Origin of the sequence: Micromonospora rhizosphaerae, assembly GCF_900091465.1 — a bacterium.
GTDB lineage: Bacteria > Actinomycetota > Actinomycetes > Mycobacteriales > Micromonosporaceae > Micromonospora > Micromonospora rhizosphaerae.
The window spans coordinates 4,693,347-4,715,279 of sequence record NZ_FMHV01000002.1 but is presented as its reverse complement, the minus strand read 5'-3'; the positions used below and the strand labels follow the sequence as shown (position 1 = coordinate 4,715,279).

Sequence of the window (21,933 nt, the reverse complement as noted above, 5' to 3'; positions counted from 1 at the left end):
CCGGGGCCGGCCGGTTTGGTGTATCTGGCCGCCGATTCCCGGAACCCGGGTCCCTGTCCCGCTGGCCTCGCCGGGTTTGTCGGCGGCCCAGCCTCGCCTGGTTTCTCCGCGCCCCGCTTCGCGCGGATCTGTGGGCCTCGCGGGATCTATCGCCCGGTGAGGGATATGCCTGAGAGTCATAAATATGCCTGAGAGGCATATCGCTTGTTGGGGTGCGCCTAACCGAGGGATCACGGTGGGTGATGCTCGCCGTCCGCGGCGAACGGCCGCGAGGTTCGTGTCCGGCGTCCGGTATGCGTCGGATCGGTGCGGCTGTTGGTGTCAGGCCGATGGCCGTGCGGTGTCCCGCGACGCGGCGGCATCGGGGTGGGCCAGGTGCCCGAAAGCCGCCGTTGCGGTGTCGCCTGTCCGGTCCCCGGGGTGTGACCGGCGGCATTGTGGGGTCGGAATCGTGGCCGGGGCGGGGTCGTTATACCTGGCGTACGACCGAGGACCGCCCCTGATCGGGGGCTGGTGGACGGGCCCCGGAATGATGGTGGGCCGCCGGTCGTTACACACGGTCCCGGCGCCGCGAGTGGCAGCCCCGCCGGGTGGTCGGATCTTTCCCCCGAAGACTTTTTGAGCGCCCGTCCGTGGTGCGTGCGCATCCACCCGGCCCCCTATCGGGTGGGTGTGCCTGACCCCCGAATTGGAGCTTTGATCATGAACACGATGCTGCGTAAGAGTGTGCTCGGTATCGCTGGTCTGGCCTTCACCGGTGGCGTGTTCGCCGGCCCGGCCACCGCCCACGCCGCCGCCCCGGTGGACGCCAAGCCCGTCGCGGTCGTGCAGGCCGACAAGCCGGGTGTGGACACCGGCAAGCTGATTCCGCACGGTGTGCAGGGCACCCAGTCCCACATCAAGCTGAACGACGAGCAGATCGGCAACGTCAAGGCGATCATCGCCGCGACGAAGAAGTCGGGCATGGACGAGCGGGCCGCGGTGGTCTCGATCGCGACCAGCCTGCAGGAGTCGAAGCTGGAGAACCTGGGTCACCTGGGGGAGCGCAACGACCACGACTCGCTGGGCCTGTTCCAGCAGCGTCCGTCCTCGGGTTGGGGCACCCCGGAGCAGATCACCGACCCGCAGTACTCGACCATGGCGTTCCTCAAGGGCCTCAAGCAGGTCGACGGCTGGCACGACATGCCGCTGACCGAGGCCGCCCAGACGGTGCAGGTGTCGGCCTACCCGCACGCCTACGCCCAGTGGGAGCAGCAGGCCGCCGACCTGGTCGCCCAGCACTGGAACAACTGACACAGAGCACCAAGCCGCTGGCCGGCACCCGAACACGGGTGCCGGCCAGCGGCATATCCGGATCTTGAATAGCCGTGCCCGAGATCCGCAGGCGATGTGCCGGAGAGTGGACGTCAGCGGTGCGCGGCCGCAGGATCGCGGCGATGACCGCCGACGATGTCCACCAGGGCGGCCACCAGGGCCAGCGCGATGATGCCGGCGGCCAGCAGGAGTGAGTGCCGAAAGGCAGTGGCCCAGTCGCCGCGGGTGCTCGACAGTGACGAGAAGAAGAGCGCCCCCACCGCGGCGATCCCGGCGGCCGAACCGATCCGCTGACCGGTCTGGAGCATGCCCGCCCCGCTGCCGGCCTGGGGCACCGGAACCTCCGCAAGGGTGAGCGTCTGGTTCGGCGCGATGACCAAGCCGCTGCCCAGCCCGGCCAGCAGCAAGGGCGCGGCGGTCAGTAAGGGCACCGAGCCGGACGGCGAGCCGCGCAGCACGTAGACCGTCGTCACCAGTCCGACCATCACGGTGAGCAGGCCGCCGGCGACCAGCGGCCGTCCGTACCGGGTGACGACCCGACCGCCCAGCGCCGAGGCGACCGCCGAGCCCAGCGCGAACGGGGTGATGGCCAGGCCGGCGACGAGCGCGCTGTAGCGGAGGCCGGTCTGCAGGTAGAGCGTGAAGATGAAGAAGATGGCGGTGAACCCGCCGAAGTAGACCAGCGCGATCACCGACCCGAGCGTGTACGAGCGGAGACCGAACAGCCGCAGGTCGAACAGGGGCGGCCGGTTTCGCGCGTACCAGCGCTCCCAGAGCCCGAAGCCGACCAGGAAGACCAGGCCGGCCGGGATGAGCGCCCACTTCCACGGGGTATGCCACTGGGCGTGCTGCACCAGCGGCAGCAGGACGAGGGTCACCCCGACGGCGAGCAGCAGCACCCCGACCGGGTCGAGGCGGTGGCGGTCCGGCTGACCGGTGGGCCGGGTGGGCAGCAGCCGCCAGGCGAGCAGCACCGCCACGATGCCGACCGGGACGTTCACGAAGAACACCCACCGCCAGCCATGCTCCGCCCCGCCGAGCTGGATGAGCAGGCCGCCCAGTAGCGGCCCCACTGCGGTGGAGATGCCGATGGTGGCGCCGAGCAGGCCGAACGCCCGCCCCCGCTCCGCGCCCCGGAACAGCTGCTGGATGAGCCCGCTGACCTGCGGGTTGACCACCCCGGCGGCGGCGCCTTGCAGCAACCGGGTGGCGACCAGCCATTCCGGCGAGCGGGCCAACCCGGCCAGCGTGCTGGTCAGGGTGAACAGCGCGACCCCGACCACGAAAGCCGCGCGCCGTCCCCGCGCGTCGCCGAAGCGCCCGGCCGGCACGAGCACCAGCCCGAAGGTGAGCGCATATCCGGACAGCACCCATTGCAGATCGCTCGGCGTCGCGCCGAGCGCACGGTCCATCGACGGCACGGCGACGTTGACGATGCTGATGTCGAGCAACGTCATGAAGGCGGCGACCAGGCCGACGCCGAGCGCCTGCCAGCGGCGCCGGTCGTCGTGTCCGCCGGCGTCGGCCGGTGGCGACGACCGGTCCCCGCTCACGGAGCCCCCGAAGACCGTCGATCACGCATCCCTGACCGCTACCCGGGCCCCGAAGGGGCAAACAGCGGGATCAGGCAGTCTGATGCGCGCACCACCGCGGCCCGAAGTCCAGCCCCGCCATCGGGGAGTCCTCCCGGTGCAGCAGATTCTTCTCGGTGAGCAGGTGCAGCGGCGTGCGCAGCTCCTCCTCGGTCATCCCGGTCTCCTCGGCGATGAGGTCGGGATAGGGCACATGGCCCCGGGCCTCCAGCGCGGCGACCGCTTGGAACACCCGTTCCTCGACCTCCGACAGCTGTACCTGCTGCATGACCTTCCTCCTCCGCGTGATCCGCCCGGCGGCGGCGCTATACGCCTGGCGGTTACCCGGAGGATGTCCGATTATGCCCACCGAACGCGGGCCGCGCAGAGGCCGCCTCCGCCGCGTCGTGCCCTAGGCTGCACCAGTGATCGTCTGGGATCTCGCTGTCGTCGGTGGCGGCCCTGCCGGACTCTCCGCCGCGCACGCCGCGGCCAGCGCGGGAATCCGCACGCTGGTCGTCGAGCGGGCCACCCACCCCCGCTACAAGACCTGCGGGGGAGGGCTGATCGGGACGTCGCTGGCGGAGGTCGCGGAGCGGATCGAGGTGCCGGTGCACGACCAGGTCGACCGGGTGACCTTCACCCGGGACGGGCGACGCGGGTTCACCCGCCGGCACGCCGCCGGCCCGCTGGTGGCGATGGTCCGCCGGGAGGAGTTCGATGAGCGGCTGCGCGCGGCCGCGGTCGCCGCCGGGGCCGAGGTCCGCGAGGGCGTCGCCGTCCGCGCCATCGAGCAGGACCCCGACGAGGTACGCCTCCGGCTGGCCGACGGGGAGACAGTACGTGCCCGGACCGTGATCGGCGCCGACGGCTCCTCCGGGATCACCTCCCGGCACGTCGGCGTCCGGCACCGGCAGGTCGACCTGGGGCTGGAGCTGGAGCTTTCGGTGCCCGCCGCCGAACAGGAGCGCTGGCGCGGCCGGCTGTTGGTGGACTGGGGTCCCCTTCCCGGGTCGTACGCCTGGGTCTTCCCGAAGGGGGACCGGCTCACCGTCGGCGTCATCGCCGCCCGCGGCGAGGGGGAGCGGACCCGGGCCTACCTGGGCGCTTTCGTCGACCGGCTGGGTCTGTCGGGACTGTCCCCGGAGCACGACTCCGGGCACCTCACCCGGTGCCGGGCGGAGGATTCGCCGCTGCGCCGCGGGCGGGTGCTGGTCGCCGGTGACGCGGCGGGGCTGCTGGAGCCGTGGAGCCGGGAGGGGATCAGCTACGCGCTGCGCTCCGGGAGGCTGGCCGGGACGGCGGTCGCCGAGGGCGTTCTGGACGGTTACGAGCGGGCCGTGCGCCAGCAGCTGGTGCCGTCCATGTCGGCCGGGCACCGGCTGCTGGAGGTGTTCGAGCGGCGGCCGGACGTCTTCCACGCGCTGCTGGCCACCCCGCCCGGCTGGCGGATGTTCGTCGGGTTCTGCCAGGGCCGGGCCGGCTTCGAGCAGACCCTGAATCGCCGCCCGGTCCGGGCGGCCCTGGCCCTGCTGGACCGCCTACCACCGGTCCACTCGAGGTCCGTCTCCTGAGCCCGGGGCAGCGGCTCGCAACCTGCCCCGCGACCGATTTCCCTGCGCAGGTCCTGACCCCGCGAGAGAGACTGTCAGGGCACGATGACCGCCCGCCCGTGGATCTCCCCCTGGCGGAGCATCGCGTACGCCTCGGGCGCCTGGTCCAGCCCGAAGGTCTGCACGTCGGCCTGGAGCAGTCCGAGGCGGCCCAGCGCGATCACCTCCTGCAGTTCTGCTCGGGTTCCCCAGAACGGCACCCGGGCGGTCGCCTCGAACGGGATGGTGGGCGGCTCGTCGGCGACCGGCCGGACGGGCAGCGTCCCGCCGGCGAGGCCGACCAGCATCAACTGGCCGCCGGTGGCGACGACCTGCCGGGCCGTGGTGAGGGTGGGGTCCGCCCCCACGCAGTCGATCACCACGTCCGCCCCGTCCGGCGGCGGGCCGACGATCGCCCGGATCCGCTCCACCGCGTCGGGCCCGGCCTGCACCACGTGATGCGCCCCCAGCCGGGTGGCCAGGTCCAGCGCGGCCACGCTGGTATCCACCGCGATGATGTGTACCGCCGTCGTGGCGACCAGGATCTGCACGGCCATGTGCCCGAGACCGCCGATCCCGATCACCACGCAGCGCGTCCCGGGCCGCAGGTTCGGTCGGGCCAGTTCCACCGCGTGGTACGGGGTGAGACCGGCGTCGGTGAGCGGGGCGGCCTGCACCAGGTCCATGTCGCCGACGTGCAGCAGCCGGGACGCGGGCACCACCACATGTTCGGCCAGTCCGCCGTCGCGGCTGAGCCCGATGCCACCCACCGGCACGGTTCGGCACTGGTTCTCCAGCCCGCGGAGGCAGGCGCGGCAGTGGCCGCAGCCGATGATGCCGTAGACGGCGGCGCGGTCGCCGGACGCCCAGCCGGTGACCCCGGGGCCGATGCCGTCGACCGTGCCGGCGATCTCGTGGCCGAGGGTCAGCGGGGTCGGGAACAGCCCGGGCGGGGCGTCGAGGATGTGCAGATCGGAGTGGCAGGCGCCGACCGCTCCGACGCGGAGCAGCACCTCGCCGGGCCCGGCCGCCGGAGTCGGGACCTCGACCTGTTCGAGCACGCCGGGTTCGGTCATCCGTACCGCGCGCATGGTTCTCCTCCACCTCGTCGGCGACGGCGCGCTTACCCCCGACGGCGACGTTGATGCGACGGTGGACGGGAGGGAGCACAATGCCGGCATGACCGAGCCGGCGGAGTCGTTCACCGACGAGGAGTACGCGTTCCTGCGACACGTGCGCTTCGGCGAACTGCCGCCGCCGGTGCGCCCCGAGGAGCGGGTGGCGCTGACCGAGACCGAGCCCCGCCGGGACCGGCCGGAATCGGCCGGTGGCCCCGATGAGTGGGACCTGCGCTTCGGCGCCGCTGGCTGAGGCCGCAGACGCGGACGGGCCGCGGTGAGACACCACGGCCCGTCCGGTGGGACCGATCAGAAGACCGACACGCCCTCGCGTACCAGCTTCCAGTTCGGCACGAAGAAGTCGGCCGGGTTGATCACGCCCTTGGCCTGCGCCCAGTCGATCAGCAGTTGGCGGATCTCCTGCTGCTGGTTGTAGACCTGGGTCTTCACGACGCCGGGGAAGTTGCCGCCACCGCTGCGCCGGTAGTTGTTCACCGCGATGACGAACTGGGCGTCCGCGGCGACCGGGGTGCCGGTGCCCGGCATGACCAGGCGGATGATCCGCTGGCCGACCGGCTTGCTGATGTCGATGTCGTAGTCGACACCGGAGATCACGTCGTAGTTGTAGTCCGGCACCAGCGGGTCGCTGATGGTCGCCGGGTCCACCGTGTCGCCCACCGCGAACGTCCGGAAGTACTTCGCCGAGTACTCCAGGTACGCCTTCACCTCGGCGCCGCTGAGCACCACGGCCTCGAGGGTGTTGTCGTAGACGTAGAGGCCCGCGACGTCGCGGATCCGGACGTCACCCTGCGGGAAGATCGCGGTACGGCTGAACGGCGCTGCGATCGACAGCACCGGCAGGCCCGCGTACGCGGTGCCGGCGAGCGCCTTGGTGACCACCTCGGTCTGGACGTGGTTGATGAAGTCCAGAATCGGGGTGTCCTTGTACCGCGACTCAGCGGCCGAGAGCTCCTCGCTGGACTGGGCGACGACCGTGTTGACGTACGTGACGGTCTTGGTGTGCTGGCCGCGCACGGCCGCGAGCACCGCCGGGTCCTCGACCACGGTATTGGTGTTCAGCATGGTGGCGGACTTGCTGACCACCTTCCACCGGCCGTTCTCCCGGGTGACGGTGAAGTCCATCCGGGTGAGCCGCTGGCCCCACTTCGACGGCTCGGAGGTGTGCCTTTCCATGGGGGTGGAGGCGCCTCGTGGGCGCCGTTGCGCACCTTAACCCTCCCGTCACTCCCGCCACACCCGCCCGAGGTATTTCACCCCACCGGCGCAGCGGTGTCCTCCGCGTAACACGACGGCCACCTGGCGGCCGCTTCGCGATCCCCGGCGTCCGGCCTGGTTGGTCCTCTGTGGCCTGCCGTCAGCGTGGCCAGGCGGTCATCCGGCGCCGCACCTCGGCCACCCGCTCGGCGTCGAGGCCATAGCGGGCGAAGCGGCGGTCCGGCACCTGATCCAGGTAGCGGCCCGCGGCCCGGACGTCCTCCAGATCCAGCCCTGGGTCGACCTGGCGGGCCAGGTCCAGCAGCTCCGACACGTCGTAGCGGTCCAGCGCCGCAGAAACGTCGATGTAGTCGCGTACCTCGCGCCGGTTCACCAGCGCCGCGGTCTTGTTGGCGATCAGGTCGTGGACGTCCATCACCGGGCCCAGGTCCATCACCACCGGGCTGCGGTGCCGGTCCAGCCGGGCCAGGCTCAGCCGGATCTGCCGGCCGTCCCGGCTCACCACGAAGTCCCGCATGTCCCGGTCGAAGCCGTCGAAGAGATCCGCCAGCTCGCTGTCCGGATCGGCCTCGGCCACCTCGAAACCGGCCCGCTCCAGCGCCGTACGCACCTCGGTCGCCGCGGCGGCCGCCGCCCCCTCCACATCGGCGAAGAGGTCCACGTCCTCGGTGGGGCGGATCACCAGCCCGTGCGCGGCCCACGCCACTCCGCCGCCCAGCACGAACCGGTGCGGCCCGGCGGCAACCAGCGCCACCCGGGCCACCTCCCGGTAGAACTCGTGCAGGTGCCTCACGCGGTACGCAGGCCGCGGTGCCGGCTCTCCCATGCCAGGCGTACCCCGCGCGGCAGGTTCAGCCGCCGCCAGACCCGACGCAGCGTCCGACCGTTGATCAGGGTCCGCAGATCGTCGATGCGAGTGGTCTCGCGCAGCACGTTCTCGTACATCCAGAGCAGGTCGTCGGGGTCGCCGAGGTCGAAGGTGCGCTCGCTGCCCCACATCAGCCGTACGGGCAACTCGACCACACCGCGGGTCGGACCGGTCAGCTCGGCGATTGTGCGTGCCACCACGGCGGGACGACCCGGGCGGGCCTGGAAGGCGGCGCCGGTCGTGGTGGGGAAGACGCCCTGCATGCTGTCAGGGTAACGCCGCGGCCCGGCGGGGGCTCTACCCGTGCGCCTGTGGTTTCTCTCCGGCACCGCTTTGCGGCCTGCTCGCGCCCCCTGGATTGGCGTACGGCCTACCGGAGCGGTCACGGTGGGTGATGCTCCGCCGTTCTGTGGATGAGCGGGACGTCCCGGTGAGGGGCCTGCACCGTCCGCTGCGAGGATTCGTGCGCCACGCGCCATGAGGTCGTGTATGCGGCCCCGCTGCGAGCGCGTGGGGGTCTCCAGGCGGCCGTGAAGTCACCACCTGTGCGAGCTCGTGCAGATTGTCCGATTCCAGGTGTGACCGGCGGCATTGTGGGGTCGGAATCGTGGCCGGGGCGGGGTCGTTATACCTGGCGTACGACCGAGGACCGCCCCCTGATCTGGGGGCTGGTGGACGGGCCCCGGAATGATGGTGGGCCGCCGGTCGTTACACATGGTCCCGGCGCCGCGAGTGGCACCCCCAACCCCGCGGATCTTCGCCGGACAGAGACTTTCCCCTTTTGTTTTGAGCGCCCGTCCGTGGTGCGTGCGCATCCACCCGGCCCCCTATCGGGTGGTGTGCCTGACCCCCGAATTGGAGCTTTGATCATGAACACGATGCTGCGTAAGAGCGTGCTCGGTATCGCTGGCCTGGCCTTCACCGGTGGCGTGTTCGCCGGCCCGGCCACCGCCCACGCCGCCGCCCCGGTCGACGCCAAGCCGGTCGCGGTCGTGCAGGCCGACAAGCCGGACACCGGCAAGCTGATTCCGCATGGTGTGCAGGGCACCCAGTCCCGGATCGACCTGAACAAGGAGCAGATCGGTAACGTCAAGGCGATCATCGCCGCGACGAAGAAGTCCGGCATGGACGAGCGGGCCGCGGTGGTCTCGATCGCCACCAGCCTGCAGGAGTCGAAGCTGGAGAACCTGGGTCACCTGGGGGAGCGCAACGACCACGACTCGCTGGGCCTGTTCCAGCAGCGCCCGTCCTCGGGTTGGGGCACCCCGGAGCAGATCACCGACCCGCAGTACTCGACCATGGCGTTCCTCAAGGGCCTCAAGCAGGTCGACGGCTGGCAGGACATGCCGCTGACCGAGGCCGCCCAGACGGTGCAGGTGTCGGCCTACCCGCACGCCTACGCCCAGTGGGAACAGCAGGCCGCCGACCTGGTCGCCCAGCACTGGAACAACTGACACAGAGCACCAAGCCGCTGGCCGGCACCCGAACACGGGTGCCGGCCAGCGGCACATCCGGAGGCGACCGGCAGCCCGTCCGAGCGGGGTGACGGCGGTCACCGGGCGGGCCGGAACACCGGCTCCGGTCGCGTGGTTGTGTAGAGCGTCGGTGTGTCCAGTGTCCCCGGGCCTCACCCAATTTGCCTTCGCGGAATACCGTTCGGCTGGAGCCGCGTCGTGCCACTCGCCGAGAGGCGACCTGCACACCGACGCCCAGCGGCGCCCCGGTCTACGGCCGGGGCGCCGCTGTTTCTCCACCACGGGCGAGCAGCGCCAGGTTCTGGCCGCGAGGGTCGGCGAGCGGGACGGTCACCGCCGCCACCGCGGCGGCGAAACGGCCGTGCGGCGCGATGGCCGCGACCGCCACGGCGTCCGCCATCGTGTCCACGTCGCTCAGCATCGGCAGGCTCGCCACCCGCAGCCCGCTGGCCCGCAACGCCCGTCGGGTCCGCAGCCCGGTGTCGCCGCGCGACATCGGCACTCCCAGCAGCGCCTCCGCCTGGCGCGGATCCCGCAGCCCCAGCGCCCACCAGCCCCCGTCGGCGGCCGGGCCCAGCACCGCGAGGCCGGTGCCCGCCAGCCGGCGGACCGCCCGGTCGAGCATCGGCGCCCGCAGCTGCGGGGTGTCCATCCCGATCTGGAGGACCGGAGAGCCAGGGAAGCGGTCGGCGACGTCGGCGTGCGCGGCGACCAGCCGGTCGGCGAAGGTCGCACCGCGCTGGTCGAGGATCGGCCAGCCGCGCAGCGCCCGGAGCAGGTCGGCCCGGCGGGCCGCCCGGCCGAGGTCCCCGCCGACGGCGAGGACCGGGGTGACGCCGGGGGTCGCGGCGACCGCGTCCAGAGTGTCGAGCAGCGCGGCGGCGGCGATCTCGGCCGCCTGATCCGCAGTGGCCGGTGGGCAGAGCCGGGTCTTGACCTGCCCGGGCGCCGGCGCCTTCGCCACCACCAGCAACACCGGCGTCCCGCCGGCGCCCCGACGGGGTGCCGCAGCACGCTCAGGCCGCCCGGCGGTACCGGTGGGACCTCGACGGAGCCGGCCGCCCGCCGCCCCGTCGCCACCCGCCCGCTCCGGCCGCGCGGGCGCACAGCCGGCGACGCGGTCGGGTACGTCGAGGCGCGACACCTCGTTCCGATGGCGGTCCGGCATGGGCCGCTTCTTTGCCACCGTCCACCGGTTCAAACCGCTCTGTCCGAGGACCCACCCGATGAGGTGAATGGGTTCCCCCGAAAATGATCTGCCGCTCCAGTCGCGGGCACCCGGCCGCTGGCCTAATGTTCAAGAGGTCAGCTTCCGCCAGCGGGGGAGGGGGTGTCCCGGGATGGGTCTGAAGACCTTCATCGAGGGTTGGCCGGTCTACCGGCAGCTCACCGGCACCGACCCGCTCGGCCGGGGCGCGGCGGCCCAGTCGGCCCGGTCGGCGGCGCTGACCGCGCGCACGGAGACCGCGGACAGCATGGCCCGCTCGGTCTGCCCCTACTGCGCGGTGGGCTGCGGGCAGCGGGTGTACGTCAAGGACGGGCAGGTCACCCAGATCGAGGGTGACCCGGACAGCCCGATCTCGCGCGGGCGGCTCTGCCCGAAGGGCTCGGCGAGCAAGTCGCTGGTGACCAGCCCCTTGCGGCAGACCAAGGTCCGCTACCGCCCGCGGTACGGCACCGAGTGGGAGGACCTCGACCTCGACACGGCGATGGACATGATCGCCGACCGGGTGATCGCGGCGCGCGACGCCACCTGGGAGGACACCGACGACGAGGGACGGCTGTTGAACCGCACCCTCGGCATCGCCAGCCTCGGTGGCGCCACGCTGGACAACGAAGAGAACTACCTCATCAAGAAGCTCTTCACCGCGCTCGGCGCCCTACAGATCGAGAACCAGGCGCGGATTTGACACTCCGCCACCGTCCCCGGTCTGGGGACCAGCTTCGGTCGCGGTGGCGCGACGGTCTTCCAGCAGGATGTCGCCAACGCTGACGTCATCGTCATCCAGGGCTCGAACATGGCCGAGGCCCATCCGGTGGGTTTCCAGTGGGTGATGGAGGCCAAGCGGCGGGGGGCGAAGGTATTCCACGTCGACCCCCGGTTCACCCGCACCAGCGCGCTGGCGGACACCTACCTGCCGATCCGGGCGGGCACGGACATCGCGCTGCTCGGTGGTGTGGTGCGCTACATCCTGGAGAACGAGCTCGACTTCCGGGAGTACCTGCTGGCCTACACTAACGCGGCGACCATCGTGAGCGACGAGTTCGCCGACACCGAGGACCTGGATGGTCTCTTCTCCGGCTACAACCCACAGACGCACGCGTACAACCAGCGAAGCTGGCAGTATGCGGGCCAGGAGGAGACCACCGGCTACCGCGCCGCCCACCAGGAGCGGGACACCGCGGCCGGCCTGCGGCACGAGTCGCACGGCATTCCGGTCGGCGGCCAGGTGCGGCGGGACGAGACGTTGCAGGATCCGAACTGCGTCTACCAGCTCCTCAAGCGCCACTTCGCGCGATACACCCCGGAGATGGTGGAACGGGTCTGCGGCATCCCGCGGGAGAAGTTCCTCGAGCTTGCCCGGGCGTGGACGGAGAACTCCGGCCGGGAGCGCACCGGCGTGTTGATCTACTCGGTGGGGTGGACCCAGCACAGCGTGGGGGTGCAGTACATCCGCACCGGGGCGATCATCCAGCTGCTGCTGGGGAACATCGGCCGGCCGGGCGGCGGGGTGCTGGCCCTGCGCGGGCATGCCAGCATCCAGGGCTCCACCGACATCCCGACGCTGTTCAACCTGCTGCCGGGCTACCTGCCGATGCCGCATCACGCCCACCACCCGACCTTCACCGAGTGGGTGGACAGCATCCGGCACCCGGGCCAGAAGGGCTTCTGGTCCAACGCCCGGGACTTCGGGGCCAGCCTGCTGAAGGCGTACTGGGGCGACGCGGCCAGCCCGGAGAACGACTTCTGCTACGGCTACATACCGCGGATGACCGGCGATCACGGGACGTACCAGACGGTGCTGAACATGATCGACGGCAAGGTGAAGGGCTACTTCCTGCTCGGCCAGAACCCGGCGGTCGGTTCGGCGCACGGCAGGGCCCAGCGGCTGGGCTTGGCGAACCTGGACTGGCTGGTGGTCCGGGACCTGTTCATGATCGAGAGCGCGACGTTCTGGCAGAACAGCCCGGAGGTGGAGACCGGCGAGATCGTGCCGGAGGAGTGCCGCACTGAGGTGTTCTTCATCCCGGCGGCCTCGCACGTGGAGAAGGAGGGCACCTTCACCCAGACCCAGCGGCTGCTGCAGTGGCGGGAGAAGGCGGTCGACCCGCCGGGTGACAGCCGCTCCGAGCTGTGGTTCTTCTACCACCTGGGGCGGATCATCCGGCAGAAGCTGGCCGCCTCGGACAAGCCGCGTGACCGCGCGGTGCGTGACCTCAACTGGAACTACCCCACGCACGGCGCCCTTGCGGAGCCGAGCGCGGAGGCGGTGCTGAAGGAGATCAACGGGTACGACGTGGCGACCGGCCGCCCGCTGTCCGCGTTCACCGAGGCCAAGGACGACGGCTCCACCGCGATCGGCTGCTGGATCTACACTGGGGTGTACGCCGACGGGGTCAACCAGGCCGCCCGCCGCAAGCCCGGCTCGGAGCAGACCTGGGTGGCCCCGGAGTGGGGCTGGGCCTGGCCGGCCAACCGGCGCATCCTCTACAACCGCGCCTCCGCAGACCCGCAGGGACGGCCCTGGAGCGAACGCAAGAAGTACGTCTGGTGGGACGCCGACCAGGGCGAGTGGACCGGCTACGACGTGCCGGACTTTGAGAAGAAGAAGCCGCCGACGCACCGGCCGCCGCAGGGCACCGCCGGCGTGGCGGGGCTCGCCGGTGACGACCCGTTCATCATGCAGGGCGACGGCAAGGGCTGGCTGTACGTGCCGAGCGGCCTGCAGGACGGGCCGATGCCCACGCACTACGAGCCGGCCGAGTCGCCGATCCGCAACCCGCTGTACGGGCAACAGGCCAACCCGACCCGCAAGGTCTACGACAACCCGGTGAACTCGGTGAACCCGAGCCCGCCGCAGCCGCACGCCGAGGTCTTCCCGTACGTGTTCACGGTCAGCCGGCTCACCGAGCACCACACCGCCGGCGGCATGAGCCGCACGGTGCCGCGTCTGGCCGAGCTGCAACCGGCGATGTTCGTCGAGATCTCCCCGGAGCTGGCCGGCGAGATCGGCCTGGACCATCTCGGCTGGGCCCACCTGGTCAGCGGTCGGGCCGCGATCGAGGCGCGCGTTCTGGTCACCGATCGGCTGACCCCGCTGCGGCTCGACGGCCGGGTGATCCACCAGGTGTGGCTGCCGTACCACTTCGGTCGGGAAGGGATCGTCACCGGTGACTCGGTCAACGACCTGTTCGGCATCACCCTGGACCCGAACGTGCTGATCCAGGAGAGCAAGGTCGGCACGTGTGACATCCGGCCCGGCCGGCGCCCGACCGGGCCGGCCCTGCTCGAGCTGGTGGACGACTACCGGCGCCGCGCGGGGATGGTCGGGGGCCGCCCGCCCATCGTCACCACCGACGCGTCGGAGCGGGAGGTCGGATGATCGAGGCGAACAGCCTGTACGGCCCGCTCGACCCCGCGCCGGACGCCGGCTGGACCGACGGCCAGACCCGGATGGGCTTCTTCACCGACACCAGCGTCTGCATCGGCTGCAAGGCGTGCGAGGTGGCCTGCAAGGAGTGGAACGACGTTCCCGCCTCCGGCTTCGACCTGCTCGGCATGTCGTACGACAACACCGGCGCGCTCACCGCGAACTCCTGGCGGCACGTCGCCTTCATCGAGCAGCCGCTGCCGGCCGGCCATCGGACCCCGCCCTTCGCTGCAGAGCCGACCGGGGAGACGGCCAGCCCGGCCAGCGCGGCCGCCGCCGCCGATACGGCGGAGAACACCGGCACCGCCCCGGGCCTGCCCCCCGGTCAGCCGGCGGCCGCCGCGCGGATGGCCGCGGGGCCGGAATTCCTCGGCATGCCCGGCGACGGACCGCCGGGGCGCACCGGCAGCGCCGAGGGGCGCACCGACTTCCGGTGGCTGATGATGTCCGACGTCTGCAAGCACTGCACCCACGCCGCCTGCCTGGACGTCTGCCCGACCGGGTCGCTGTTCCGCACCGAGTTCGGCACCGTCGTGGTGCAGGAGGACATCTGCAACGGCTGCGGCTACTGCATCTCGGCCTGCCCGTACGGGGTCATCGACCAGCGCAAGGGCGATGGCCGGGCGTGGAAGTGCACGCTCTGCTACGACCGGCTCGGCGCCGGCAAGACCCCGGCCTGCGCGCAGGCCTGCCCCACGGAGTCCATCCAGTACGGCCGACTGGACGAGCTGCGCGAGCGGGCCGCGGCCCGGGTCGCCCAGCTGCACCAGCGCGGCGTGCCGGAGGCCCGCCTCTACGGCCACGACCCCACCGACGGCGTCGGCGGGGACGGCGCGTTCTTCCTGCTGCTCGACGAGCCGGAGGTGTACGGCCTGCCGCCGGACCCGGTGGTCACCAGCCGGGACCTGCCGAAGATGTGGAAGCGGGCCGGACTGGCCGCACTGGCCATGGCGGCGGCGGCCGTCGCCGCGTTCGTCGGAGGTTCATCGTGAGTCCGGACCGTCCCGCCGTCGGCGACCTGTTCCGCCGCTTCCGCGAGCGGCTCGAGGCCGACGGCCCGGGCCGCCTCGGCGGGCCGGGCCACCCCGGGTCGGGCGGCCACGGGCCGAAGGTGAGTCGCGGGGAAGCGGCGAACGGCAGCCGGGCGACCGGACCCGGGGAGGGTGTGGCACGCACCGACTCCGGTGCCGCCGAGGCGCGGCTGGCACCCCAGCCGCCCCGCGACGCCGCGCCGGCGGACCGGCGGACCGGCGGCGGACGCCGGGGCGGCGGTGGGGAGCAGCTCACCGTGCCGCCGGCGGAGTTCATCTCCTACTACGGCCGGCCGATCCTCAAGCCGCCGGTCTGGAAGTGGGACATCGCGGCCTACCTGTTCACCGGTGGCATCGCCGCGGGGTCGTCGCTGCTGGCCGCCGGCGGACAGCTCACCGACCGGCCGGCGCTGCGCCGGGCCGGCCGGGTCACCGCCCTGGCGGCGGTCAGCGCCAGCACGTACTTCCTCATCCACGACCTGGGCCGGCCGACCCGGTTCCACCACATGCTGCGGGTGGCGAAGCTGACCTCGCCGATGTCGACAGGCACCTGGATCCTCACCGCGTTCGGACCGGCCGCCGGCATCGCCGCGGTGGCCGAGGCCGCGCCCCGGCTACCCGAGCGGGGCCTGTTCGGGCTGGCCCGCCGGCTGCTGCCCCCGGTCGGGCACGCCGCCGGGCTGGCCGCTGCCGCCACCGCGCCGGCGCTGGGCACCTACACCGCGGTGCTGCTCGCCGACACGGCGGTGCCGTCCTGGCACGAGGCGTACCCGGAACTGCCGATGGTCTTCGCGGGCAGCGCGCTGGCCAGCGGCGCCGGCGTCGGGTTGATCGCCGCGCCGCCGGCGCAGGCCGGCCCGGCCCGCCGCCTCGCGGTGGCCGGGGCGGCCCTGGAGCTGTGGGGCTCGCACCGGGTGGAGAACCGGCTCGGGCTGCTCAGCGAGCCCTATGCCACCGGCACCGCGGGGCGGCTGCTGCGCGCGGCGCGCGCGCTGACCGTCGCCGGGGTGGCCGGCGCGCTGGTCGGGCGGCGCAGCCGGGTGCTGTCCGCCCTGGCCGGCGGGGCGCTTCTGGCAGCCTCCGCCTGCACCCGGTTCGGCATCTTCCACGGCGGGGTCGTCTCCGCGCGGGACCCGAAGTACACCGTGGTGCCGCAGCGGGAGCGGGTGCGCGGGCACCAGCGTCCGGCACCGAACGACAGCGGGCCGGGCGCCGGCCCGAACGGGGGGTAGGCAAGAAGAGGCGCCGGGCCCATGAGCCGATACGGGGGTACCGCTCATGGCCACAACAACCGCGGGATCGCGGGGAAATCGCCGACCGACGCGGGGCCGATGGGGTCTCGTGGTGGCGGCCGTGCTCGTCCAACTCGCGCTCGGCGCCGTGTACGCGTGGAGCGTGTTCAACAAGCCGCTGCAGGCCGAGTTCGGGTGGAGCAAGGCCGAGGTGGTGCTGCCGTTCGAGGTGGCCATCGGCACCATCTTCATCGGCAGCCTGATCGGCGGCCGCATCCAGGACCGCAGCGGGCCGCGGCCGGTGGCGCTCGGCGGCGGCATCCTCTACGCGGTCGGGACGATGCTGGCGTCGCTGGTGTCGTCGAGCGATCAGTTGTGGCTGCTGCTGCTCACCTACGGGGTGATGGGCGGCATCGGGCTCGGCGCCGCGTACATCACGCCGATCGCCATGCTCAGCAAGTGGTTCCCCGACCGGCGCGGGCTGATCACCGGCATTGCGGTGGCCGGCTTCGGCTTCGGTGCGGTGATCACCGCGCCGGTGGCGAAGGCGCTGCTCGCCGGCACCTCGGACAAGACCAGCGTCTTCCTGCCGCTGGGCCTCGCGTACCTGATCGCGGTGCTGCTCGGCGCGTCCTTCTTCCGCAACCCGCCCGCCGGCTACCAGGTGCCCGGCTTCACGCCGGCGGTCGGCGGGCGGGCCGTCGCCGGCACCCGCGTCTACACCTTCGGCGAGGCCCTGCGCACGAAGCAGTGGTACCTGCTCACGCTGATCCTCACCCTCAACGTGACCTGCGGGATCGCGCTCATCTCGCAGGCCGCGGACGCCGCCCAGGCGGTCGCCGGGGTGAGCGCCGCGACCGCGGCCGGGCTGGTCGGCGTCCTCGGCCTGTTCAACGGCGGCGGGCGGGTGATCTGGGCGTGGCTGTCCGACCGGATCGGACGGATGACCGCGTTCCTCGGCATGCTCGCCCTGCAGGGCGTCTGCTTCCTGATCCTGCCGCACGCCTCCCCCTTCTGGCTCTTCGCCGTCCTCGCCGCCCTGGTCTACCTCGCCTACGGCGGTGGCTTCGGCACCATGCCGGCGACCGCCGCCGACTACTTCGGCACGCCGAACGCCGGGGCCATCTACGGCGCGATGATCGTGGCCTGGAGCATCGGGGGCGTGGTGGGTCCGCTGCTCACCGCGCTGCTCTACGACGCCAGCGGCAAGAGCTACACGCTGCCCTTCACCGTGATCGGGATCCTCGCGTTCGTGGCGCTGGTGCTGCCGCCGATCACCCGCCTGCCGACCAGCCCCGGCAAGCCGCGACCCCACTTCGAGACGCCCGCGCCCTGACCTCGGCCCGCGGTTCTCCCCTCCCGGCGGCGGGCGGAGATCGCATGTGGTTAAGTGCTGGGTGGAGGCGTTCAGGCGGCTGGTGCCCCTCCCGGTCTTCAAAACCGGTGTGGTCCGGGACCCGGGCCAGGCGGGTTCGATTCCCGTCCGTCTCCGCCAGGCAGCCCTTGGAGATGACGCGATGCCCGACGGCACGGCCGACCCACGGCGGCGCGTGCCGCGCACCGACGCGCTGCTCGCCGATCCGCGGCTCGCCGCCGCGGTCGACGCGTTCGGCCGCGACCGGGTCAAGGCCGCCATCGGCCGTGCTCAGGAGCGCGCCCGCCGCGGCGAGATCGCACCCGAGGAGGTACGCGACACCGCGCTCGCCGCCCTGCCGGCGCCGACCCCGCGGGCGGTGCTCAACGCCACCGGCGTCGTGCTGCACACCAACCTGGGCCGGGCCCCGCTCTCGGCCGCCGCGGTCGAGGCGATGGTCGCCGCCGCCGGGCACACCGATGTGGAACTCGACCTGCGCACCGGCCGGCGGGTCCGACGCGGCCGGGACACACTGGACGCGCTCGCCGCCGCCGTGCCTGACGCGCAGGCCGTGCACGTGGTCAACAACGGCGCCGCCGCCCTGGTCCTCGCGGCCACCGCGCTCGCCGCCGACGCGGAGATCGTGGTCAGTCGCGGCGAGCTGGTCGAGATCGGCGACGGGTTCCGCCTGCCCGACCTGCTGGAGAGCACCGGCGCCCGGCTGCGCGAGGTGGGCACCACCAACCGCACCACCCTCACCGACTACGCGGCGGCGATCGGGCCGCGGACCGGGTTCGTGCTCAAGGTGCACCCGTCGAACTTCGTGGTCACCGGCTTCACCTCGGCCGTGCCGGTGCGCGAGCTGGCCACCCTCGGCGTGCCAGTGGTCGCCGACATCGGCTCCGGGCTGCTCGCCCCCGACCCGTTGCTCCCCGACGAGCCGGACGCAGCGAGCAGCCTGCGCGCCGGCGCGGCACTGGTCACCGCCAGCGGCGACAAGCTGCTCGGTGGACCGCAGGCCGGTCTGCTGCTCGGCGCCGCCGACCTGGTCCAACGGCTGCGCCGCCACCCGCTCGCCCGGGCGCTGCGGGTGGACAAGCTCACCCTCGCCGCCCTGGCCGCCACCCTGCACGGCCCGACCACCCCGACTCGGGCGGCCCTGCACGCCGACCCCGCCACGCTGCGCGAACGGGCGGAACGACTGCGCGACCGGCTCGGCGCCGACGGCCGCAAGGCCGAGGTGGTGCCCTGCGCCTCGGTGGTCGGCGGCGGCGGCGCCCCCGGCGTCGCGCTCGACTCCTGGGCCCTGAGCCTGCCCGAACGGTACGCCGAGCCGCTGCGCACCGGCGAGCCGCCGGTGCTCGGCCGGGTCCTGCACGGCCGACTCGTGCTGGACCTGCGCTGCGTACCGGCCGAGGCCGACGAGACCGTGCGGCAGGCCGTCCTGCGGGTTCCGGCGGACGGCTGACATGTGGGTCGTCGCCACCGCGGGACATGTCGACCACGGCAAGTCCACCTTGGTCCGGGCGCTGACCGGGATGGAACCGGACCGGTGGGCGGAGGAACGCCGCCGGGGCATGACCATCGACCTCGGCTTCGCCTGGACCACGTTGCCCTCCGGCGGCACCATCGCCTTCGTCGACGTGCCCGGGCACGAGCGGTTCGTGCCGAACATGCTCGCCGGGGTCGGCCCGGCCCCGGCCGCGCTGATCGTGGTGGCCGCCGACGAGGGCTGGATGCCGCAGTCCGCCGAGCACCTGGCCGCACTGCACGCGCTCGGGGTGTCGTACGGGCTGCTGGCGGTGACCCGGGCGGACCTGGCCGATCCGGGGCCGGCGGTGGCCCAGGCCCGCGCGGAGATCGCCGCCACCTCGCTCGGCGAGGTGGAGCCGGTCGCGGTCAGCGGCCTCACCGGCGCGGGCCTGCCCGAGCTGCGGGCCGCCCTGGACCGCCTGGTCGCCCGGCTGCCCGATCCGCCGACGGAAGCACCGGTACGGCTCTGGGTGGACCGCTCGTTCACCATCCGGGGTAGCGGCACCGTGGTCACCGGCACCCTCGGCGGCGGCCAGCTGCGCGTCGGCGACCAGCTCGAACTTGCCGCCACCGGCGAGCCGGTCCGGGTCCGCGGCCTGCACCGTCTCGGCATGGCTCAGGACCGGGTGGACGCGGTGGCTCGGGTGGCGGTGAACCTGCGCGGGGTGCCGAGGGACCGGATCGCCCGCGGCGACGCACTGCTCAGCCCCGGCCGGTTCCGGCTCACCGACCTGCTCGACGTTCGGCTCGCCGGTGACCCGTCCGCCGAGCTGCCGGCCAGCCTGACCCTGCACGTCGGCTCGGCGGCGGTACCCGCCCGGGTGCGGCCGCTCGGCCCGGACACCGCCCGGCTGCGGCTGGCCCGGCCACTACCGCTGCTGATCGGCGACCGGGCGCTGCTGCGCGACCCGGGCCGGCACCACGTCGCCGGTGGGGTGACCGTCCTCGACGTGGCCCCACCGCCGCTGCGCCGGCGGGGCGCGGCCGCCGCCCGGGCGGCGGTCCTGGCCCAGTTGGACGGCCGTCCGGACCTCGCCGGCGAACTGCGCCGCCGGGCCCTGGTCCGGGCCGGCGAGCTGGCCCGGATGGGGGTGGCGGTCGCCGCCCAGCCCATCGCCGGCGACTGGCTGGCCGACCCGGAGCACTGGCACCGCCTCGGCGTCCGGCTCATCGCGGAGGTCACCCGGTACGCCCGGGAGCATCCGCTCGAACCCGGCGTGCCGGTCGAGGTGCTGCGCCAGCGCCTCGACCTGCCCGACCGGGCGCTGGTCGAGGCGCTGATCCGGCCACCCCTGCGGGTCCGCGCCGGCCGGATCACCGCGGCGGCGGTCGACGCGCTGCCCGAGCCGGTGGCCCGCGCCGTCGACCGGGTCCGCGCCGAGTACGGCGACCGCCCGTTCCAGGCCCCCGAGGCGCACCGCCTGGCCGACCTGGGGCTCGGTCCCCGGGAGATCGGCGCCGCCGTCCGGGCCGGGGCCCTGCTGCGGCTGGCGGAGAACGTGGTGCTGCTCCCCGGCGCGCTCAACGACGCCGTCCGGGTGCTGGCCCGGCTGCCGCAGCCGTTCACGCTCAGCGCCGCCCGGCAGGCGCTGGACACCACCCGCCGGGTGGCGGTGCCGCTGCTGGAACTGTTGGACCGGCGCGGCGCCACCCGCCGGCTGCCGGACGACGCCCGGGAGGTCGTGGCGCCGCCCGGCTGACCGGGAGGAAGACGGCCCGCGGCTCCGCCGCCTCGCCTACCGTGACCGCATGGACCCTTCGGCGGTCTGGCGGGACAGGCAGCACAAGTGGCGGATCGAGGCGTACCGGGTGCCGGACCTGCGGTTCGCCATCTTCGCCACCAACGGCACCACGGAGTCGGCGCCGTTGTGGCTGTTCGGGATGGCCGCCCTGGCCCGGTGGCTGATGACCCACGCCATCTCCCTGGACGACCTGGAAGAGGACTGACCCGGCGCAGCGTCACGCCGCTGGACCTGCCCGCCCGGCCGTCCCGGCCGGGGGAACCCCGCCGAATCACCGTACGATGGGAGAAAACCGCCCGTATCGTGCGAGGCGTGAATGACCGACGAATGCGGACGTTCTTGGCGGTGCTCGCCGGGCTCGCGGTGATCTACTTCGGCGTCACCGGCCAACGCGACACAGGGGAGGAGGGCGGCATCACCGGCGGCCTCGTACTGCTCGCGCTTCTCGCCTCGCTGCTGGTATGGCACCTGACCAGGCCGAAGCCGGCCAAGTGACGCTCAGCGCGCCGCCGCCATCCGGCTGACCTCGCCGGCGTTCTCCTGGCCGAGGGCCACCCGCACCAGCGCCGAGGCCAGCCGCCCGAAGTCGCCCTCGCCGACCAGCCCCGACAGCCCGCGCGGGTTCGCCGGCAACCCGAGCCGCTCCGCGCCGGCCAGCGTCCGCCGGTCGGCGTACGGGCGCACGTCCGGCCAGACCGTCTGCACCTCGCGTAGGAAGATGTCCGCGCCGGTCGGGCCGATGCCGGGGAACTCGATGAGCAGCCGGCGCAGCACCGACGGGTCCCCGTTCGCCTCCCGGTGCAGCCGGCGCAGGTCCCCACGCCAGCGGTCCAGGCAGAGCCGGGCGCCGGTGCCGAGCATGGTGGCGGTGCGCTCGTCGTAGCGGCGGTAGTGCCCGCGACCGAGCGCGTCGACCCGGTCCTGCCAGCTCGCCGCCTCCATCGCCGGCGGGGTGCGGTAGCCGGCGGCGAAGAGCTCCCGGGCGGCGGCGAGGGCCACCCCGGCGCGGATCCGGGTGCTCAGCAGCGTGGTGAGCACCAGCAGCTGGTACAGCGGCCCGGGCCGGTCGGCCAGTCGGATCCCCGCCTCCTCCGCGTACGTCTGTCGCTGCCGGTCCAGCAGGGCCCGCGCCACCTCGCGTTTCTCGGCCATCACCGGCGTGTACCCGACCGGCGGCCGGTTAGCCCCCGCCCGGCCCGGCGCCCTCGGCATGCC

At 73.1% G+C, this 21,933-nt stretch carries 18 protein-coding genes, 1 tRNA gene and 2 pseudogenes; 13 read left to right on the top strand and 8 right to left on the bottom strand.

Annotated features, from left to right (window positions below; all coding sequences use genetic code 11):
- Window positions 1–702 precede the first annotated feature (702 nt).
- Complete coding sequence (locus tag GA0070624_RS22155; protein ID WP_091344063.1) at window positions 703–1,293, top strand: hypothetical protein; 591 nt, start codon at window positions 703–705, stop codon at window positions 1,291–1,293.
- A 113-nt stretch (window positions 1,294–1,406) separates the two neighbouring features.
- On the opposite strand, the gene GA0070624_RS22150 is transcribed toward GA0070624_RS22155, so the two are convergent.
- Window positions 1,407–2,867, bottom strand: coding sequence for an MFS transporter (locus GA0070624_RS22150; RefSeq protein WP_245718927.1), 1,461 nt, complete (start codon window positions 2,865–2,867; stop codon window positions 1,407–1,409).
- A gap of 70 nt (window positions 2,868–2,937) precedes the next feature.
- Entirely contained in the window at window positions 2,938–3,174 is a 237-nt protein-coding gene (locus tag GA0070624_RS22145; RefSeq protein WP_091344060.1) for a hypothetical protein, read from the bottom strand.
- A gap of 136 nt (window positions 3,175–3,310) precedes the next feature.
- On the opposite strand from GA0070624_RS22145, the gene GA0070624_RS22140 reads away from it, so the two are divergent.
- The gene (locus GA0070624_RS22140; RefSeq protein WP_091344058.1) at window positions 3,311–4,459 is read left to right on the top strand and encodes a geranylgeranyl reductase family protein; all 1,149 of its coding nucleotides are present in this window, start codon (window positions 3,311–3,313) and stop codon (window positions 4,457–4,459) included.
- A gap of 74 nt (window positions 4,460–4,533) precedes the next feature.
- Here the strand turns inward: GA0070624_RS22140 and GA0070624_RS22135 are convergent, their stop codons facing one another.
- Window positions 4,534–5,568: an NAD(P)-dependent alcohol dehydrogenase gene (locus GA0070624_RS22135; protein WP_091344056.1), complete on the bottom strand. Its 1,035-nt coding sequence runs from the start codon at window positions 5,566–5,568 to the stop codon at window positions 4,534–4,536.
- Window positions 5,569–5,656: 88 nt separating this feature from the next.
- On the opposite strand from GA0070624_RS22135, the gene GA0070624_RS22130 reads away from it, so the two are divergent.
- Window positions 5,657–5,848, top strand: coding sequence for a hypothetical protein (locus GA0070624_RS22130; RefSeq protein ID WP_091349281.1), 192 nt, complete (start codon window positions 5,657–5,659; stop codon window positions 5,846–5,848).
- Between the two features lie 56 nt (window positions 5,849–5,904).
- On the opposite strand, the pseudogene GA0070624_RS22125 reads toward GA0070624_RS22130, so the two are convergent.
- The 3 genes and pseudogenes from GA0070624_RS22125 to GA0070624_RS22115 form a co-directional block, all read right to left on the bottom strand.
- A pseudogene (locus GA0070624_RS22125) lies at window positions 5,905–6,777 on the bottom strand (5'-nucleotidase C-terminal domain-containing protein); the annotation flags it as partial.
- A 193-nt stretch (window positions 6,778–6,970) separates the two neighbouring features.
- The gene (locus GA0070624_RS22120; RefSeq protein WP_176731820.1) at window positions 6,971–7,657 is read right to left on the bottom strand and encodes a nucleotidyl transferase AbiEii/AbiGii toxin family protein; all 687 of its coding nucleotides are present in this window, start codon (window positions 7,655–7,657) and stop codon (window positions 6,971–6,973) included.
- Window positions 7,621–7,962: a hypothetical protein gene (locus tag GA0070624_RS22115; protein WP_091344055.1), complete on the bottom strand. Its 342-nt coding sequence runs from the start codon at window positions 7,960–7,962 to the stop codon at window positions 7,621–7,623. The genes GA0070624_RS22120 and GA0070624_RS22115 overlap by 37 nt, the downstream gene beginning before the upstream one ends.
- Window positions 7,963–8,568: 606 nt before the next feature.
- Here GA0070624_RS22115 and GA0070624_RS22110 point away from each other — a divergent pair.
- On the top strand, window positions 8,569–9,153 hold the full coding sequence (locus tag GA0070624_RS22110) for a hypothetical protein (RefSeq protein ID WP_091344053.1): 585 nt from the start codon (window positions 8,569–8,571) through the stop codon (window positions 9,151–9,153).
- Window positions 9,154–9,424: 271 nt separating this feature from the next.
- Here the strand turns inward: GA0070624_RS22110 and GA0070624_RS22105 are convergent, their stop codons facing one another.
- The gene (locus tag GA0070624_RS22105) at window positions 9,425–10,150 is read right to left on the bottom strand and encodes a TIGR04282 family arsenosugar biosynthesis glycosyltransferase (protein ID WP_342672769.1); all 726 of its coding nucleotides are present in this window, start codon (window positions 10,148–10,150) and stop codon (window positions 9,425–9,427) included.
- A gap of 364 nt (window positions 10,151–10,514) precedes the next feature.
- On the opposite strand from GA0070624_RS22105, the pseudogene fdh reads away from it, so the two are divergent.
- From fdh to GA0070624_RS34200, 9 genes and pseudogenes are all read left to right on the top strand, one after another.
- Window positions 10,515–13,760, top strand: a pseudogene (gene fdh / locus GA0070624_RS22095) (formate dehydrogenase); the annotation flags it as partial.
- A 14-nt stretch (window positions 13,761–13,774) separates the two neighbouring features.
- Window positions 13,775–14,818: a 4Fe-4S dicluster domain-containing protein gene (locus GA0070624_RS22090; RefSeq protein ID WP_091344044.1), complete on the top strand. Its 1,044-nt coding sequence runs from the start codon at window positions 13,775–13,777 to the stop codon at window positions 14,816–14,818.
- Entirely contained in the window at window positions 14,815–16,089 is a 1,275-nt protein-coding gene (nrfD, locus tag GA0070624_RS22085) for an NrfD/PsrC family molybdoenzyme membrane anchor subunit (protein ID WP_218105251.1), read from the top strand. Before GA0070624_RS22090 ends, nrfD begins: the two co-directional genes overlap by 4 nt.
- A gap of 46 nt (window positions 16,090–16,135) precedes the next feature.
- A complete protein-coding gene (locus GA0070624_RS22080; protein ID WP_091344042.1) occupies window positions 16,136–17,425 on the top strand; it encodes an L-lactate MFS transporter in 1,290 nt (429 codons plus the stop codon).
- A gap of 63 nt (window positions 17,426–17,488) precedes the next feature.
- Window positions 17,489–17,584, top strand: a tRNA-Sec gene (locus tag GA0070624_RS34930).
- Window positions 17,585–17,606: 22 nt separating this feature from the next.
- Window positions 17,607–18,911: an L-seryl-tRNA(Sec) selenium transferase gene (gene selA / locus GA0070624_RS22075; RefSeq protein WP_091344040.1), complete on the top strand. Its 1,305-nt coding sequence runs from the start codon at window positions 17,607–17,609 to the stop codon at window positions 18,909–18,911.
- 1 nt (window position 18,912) lies between these two features.
- Window positions 18,913–20,676, top strand: coding sequence for a selenocysteine-specific translation elongation factor (gene selB, locus GA0070624_RS22070; protein WP_091344038.1), 1,764 nt, complete (start codon window positions 18,913–18,915; stop codon window positions 20,674–20,676).
- 49 nt (window positions 20,677–20,725) lie between these two features.
- Complete coding sequence (locus GA0070624_RS22065; RefSeq protein WP_091344036.1) at window positions 20,726–20,923, top strand: hypothetical protein; 198 nt, start codon at window positions 20,726–20,728, stop codon at window positions 20,921–20,923.
- Between the two features lie 107 nt (window positions 20,924–21,030).
- Window positions 21,031–21,213, top strand: a complete 183-nt coding sequence (locus GA0070624_RS34200) for a hypothetical protein (RefSeq protein WP_141715127.1) — start codon at window positions 21,031–21,033, stop codon at window positions 21,211–21,213.
- A gap of 3 nt (window positions 21,214–21,216) precedes the next feature.
- Here the strand turns inward: GA0070624_RS34200 and GA0070624_RS22060 are convergent, their stop codons facing one another.
- On the bottom strand, window positions 21,217–21,870 hold the full coding sequence (locus GA0070624_RS22060; protein ID WP_091344034.1) for a hypothetical protein: 654 nt from the start codon (window positions 21,868–21,870) through the stop codon (window positions 21,217–21,219).
- Window positions 21,871–21,933: the final 63 nt, after the last annotated feature.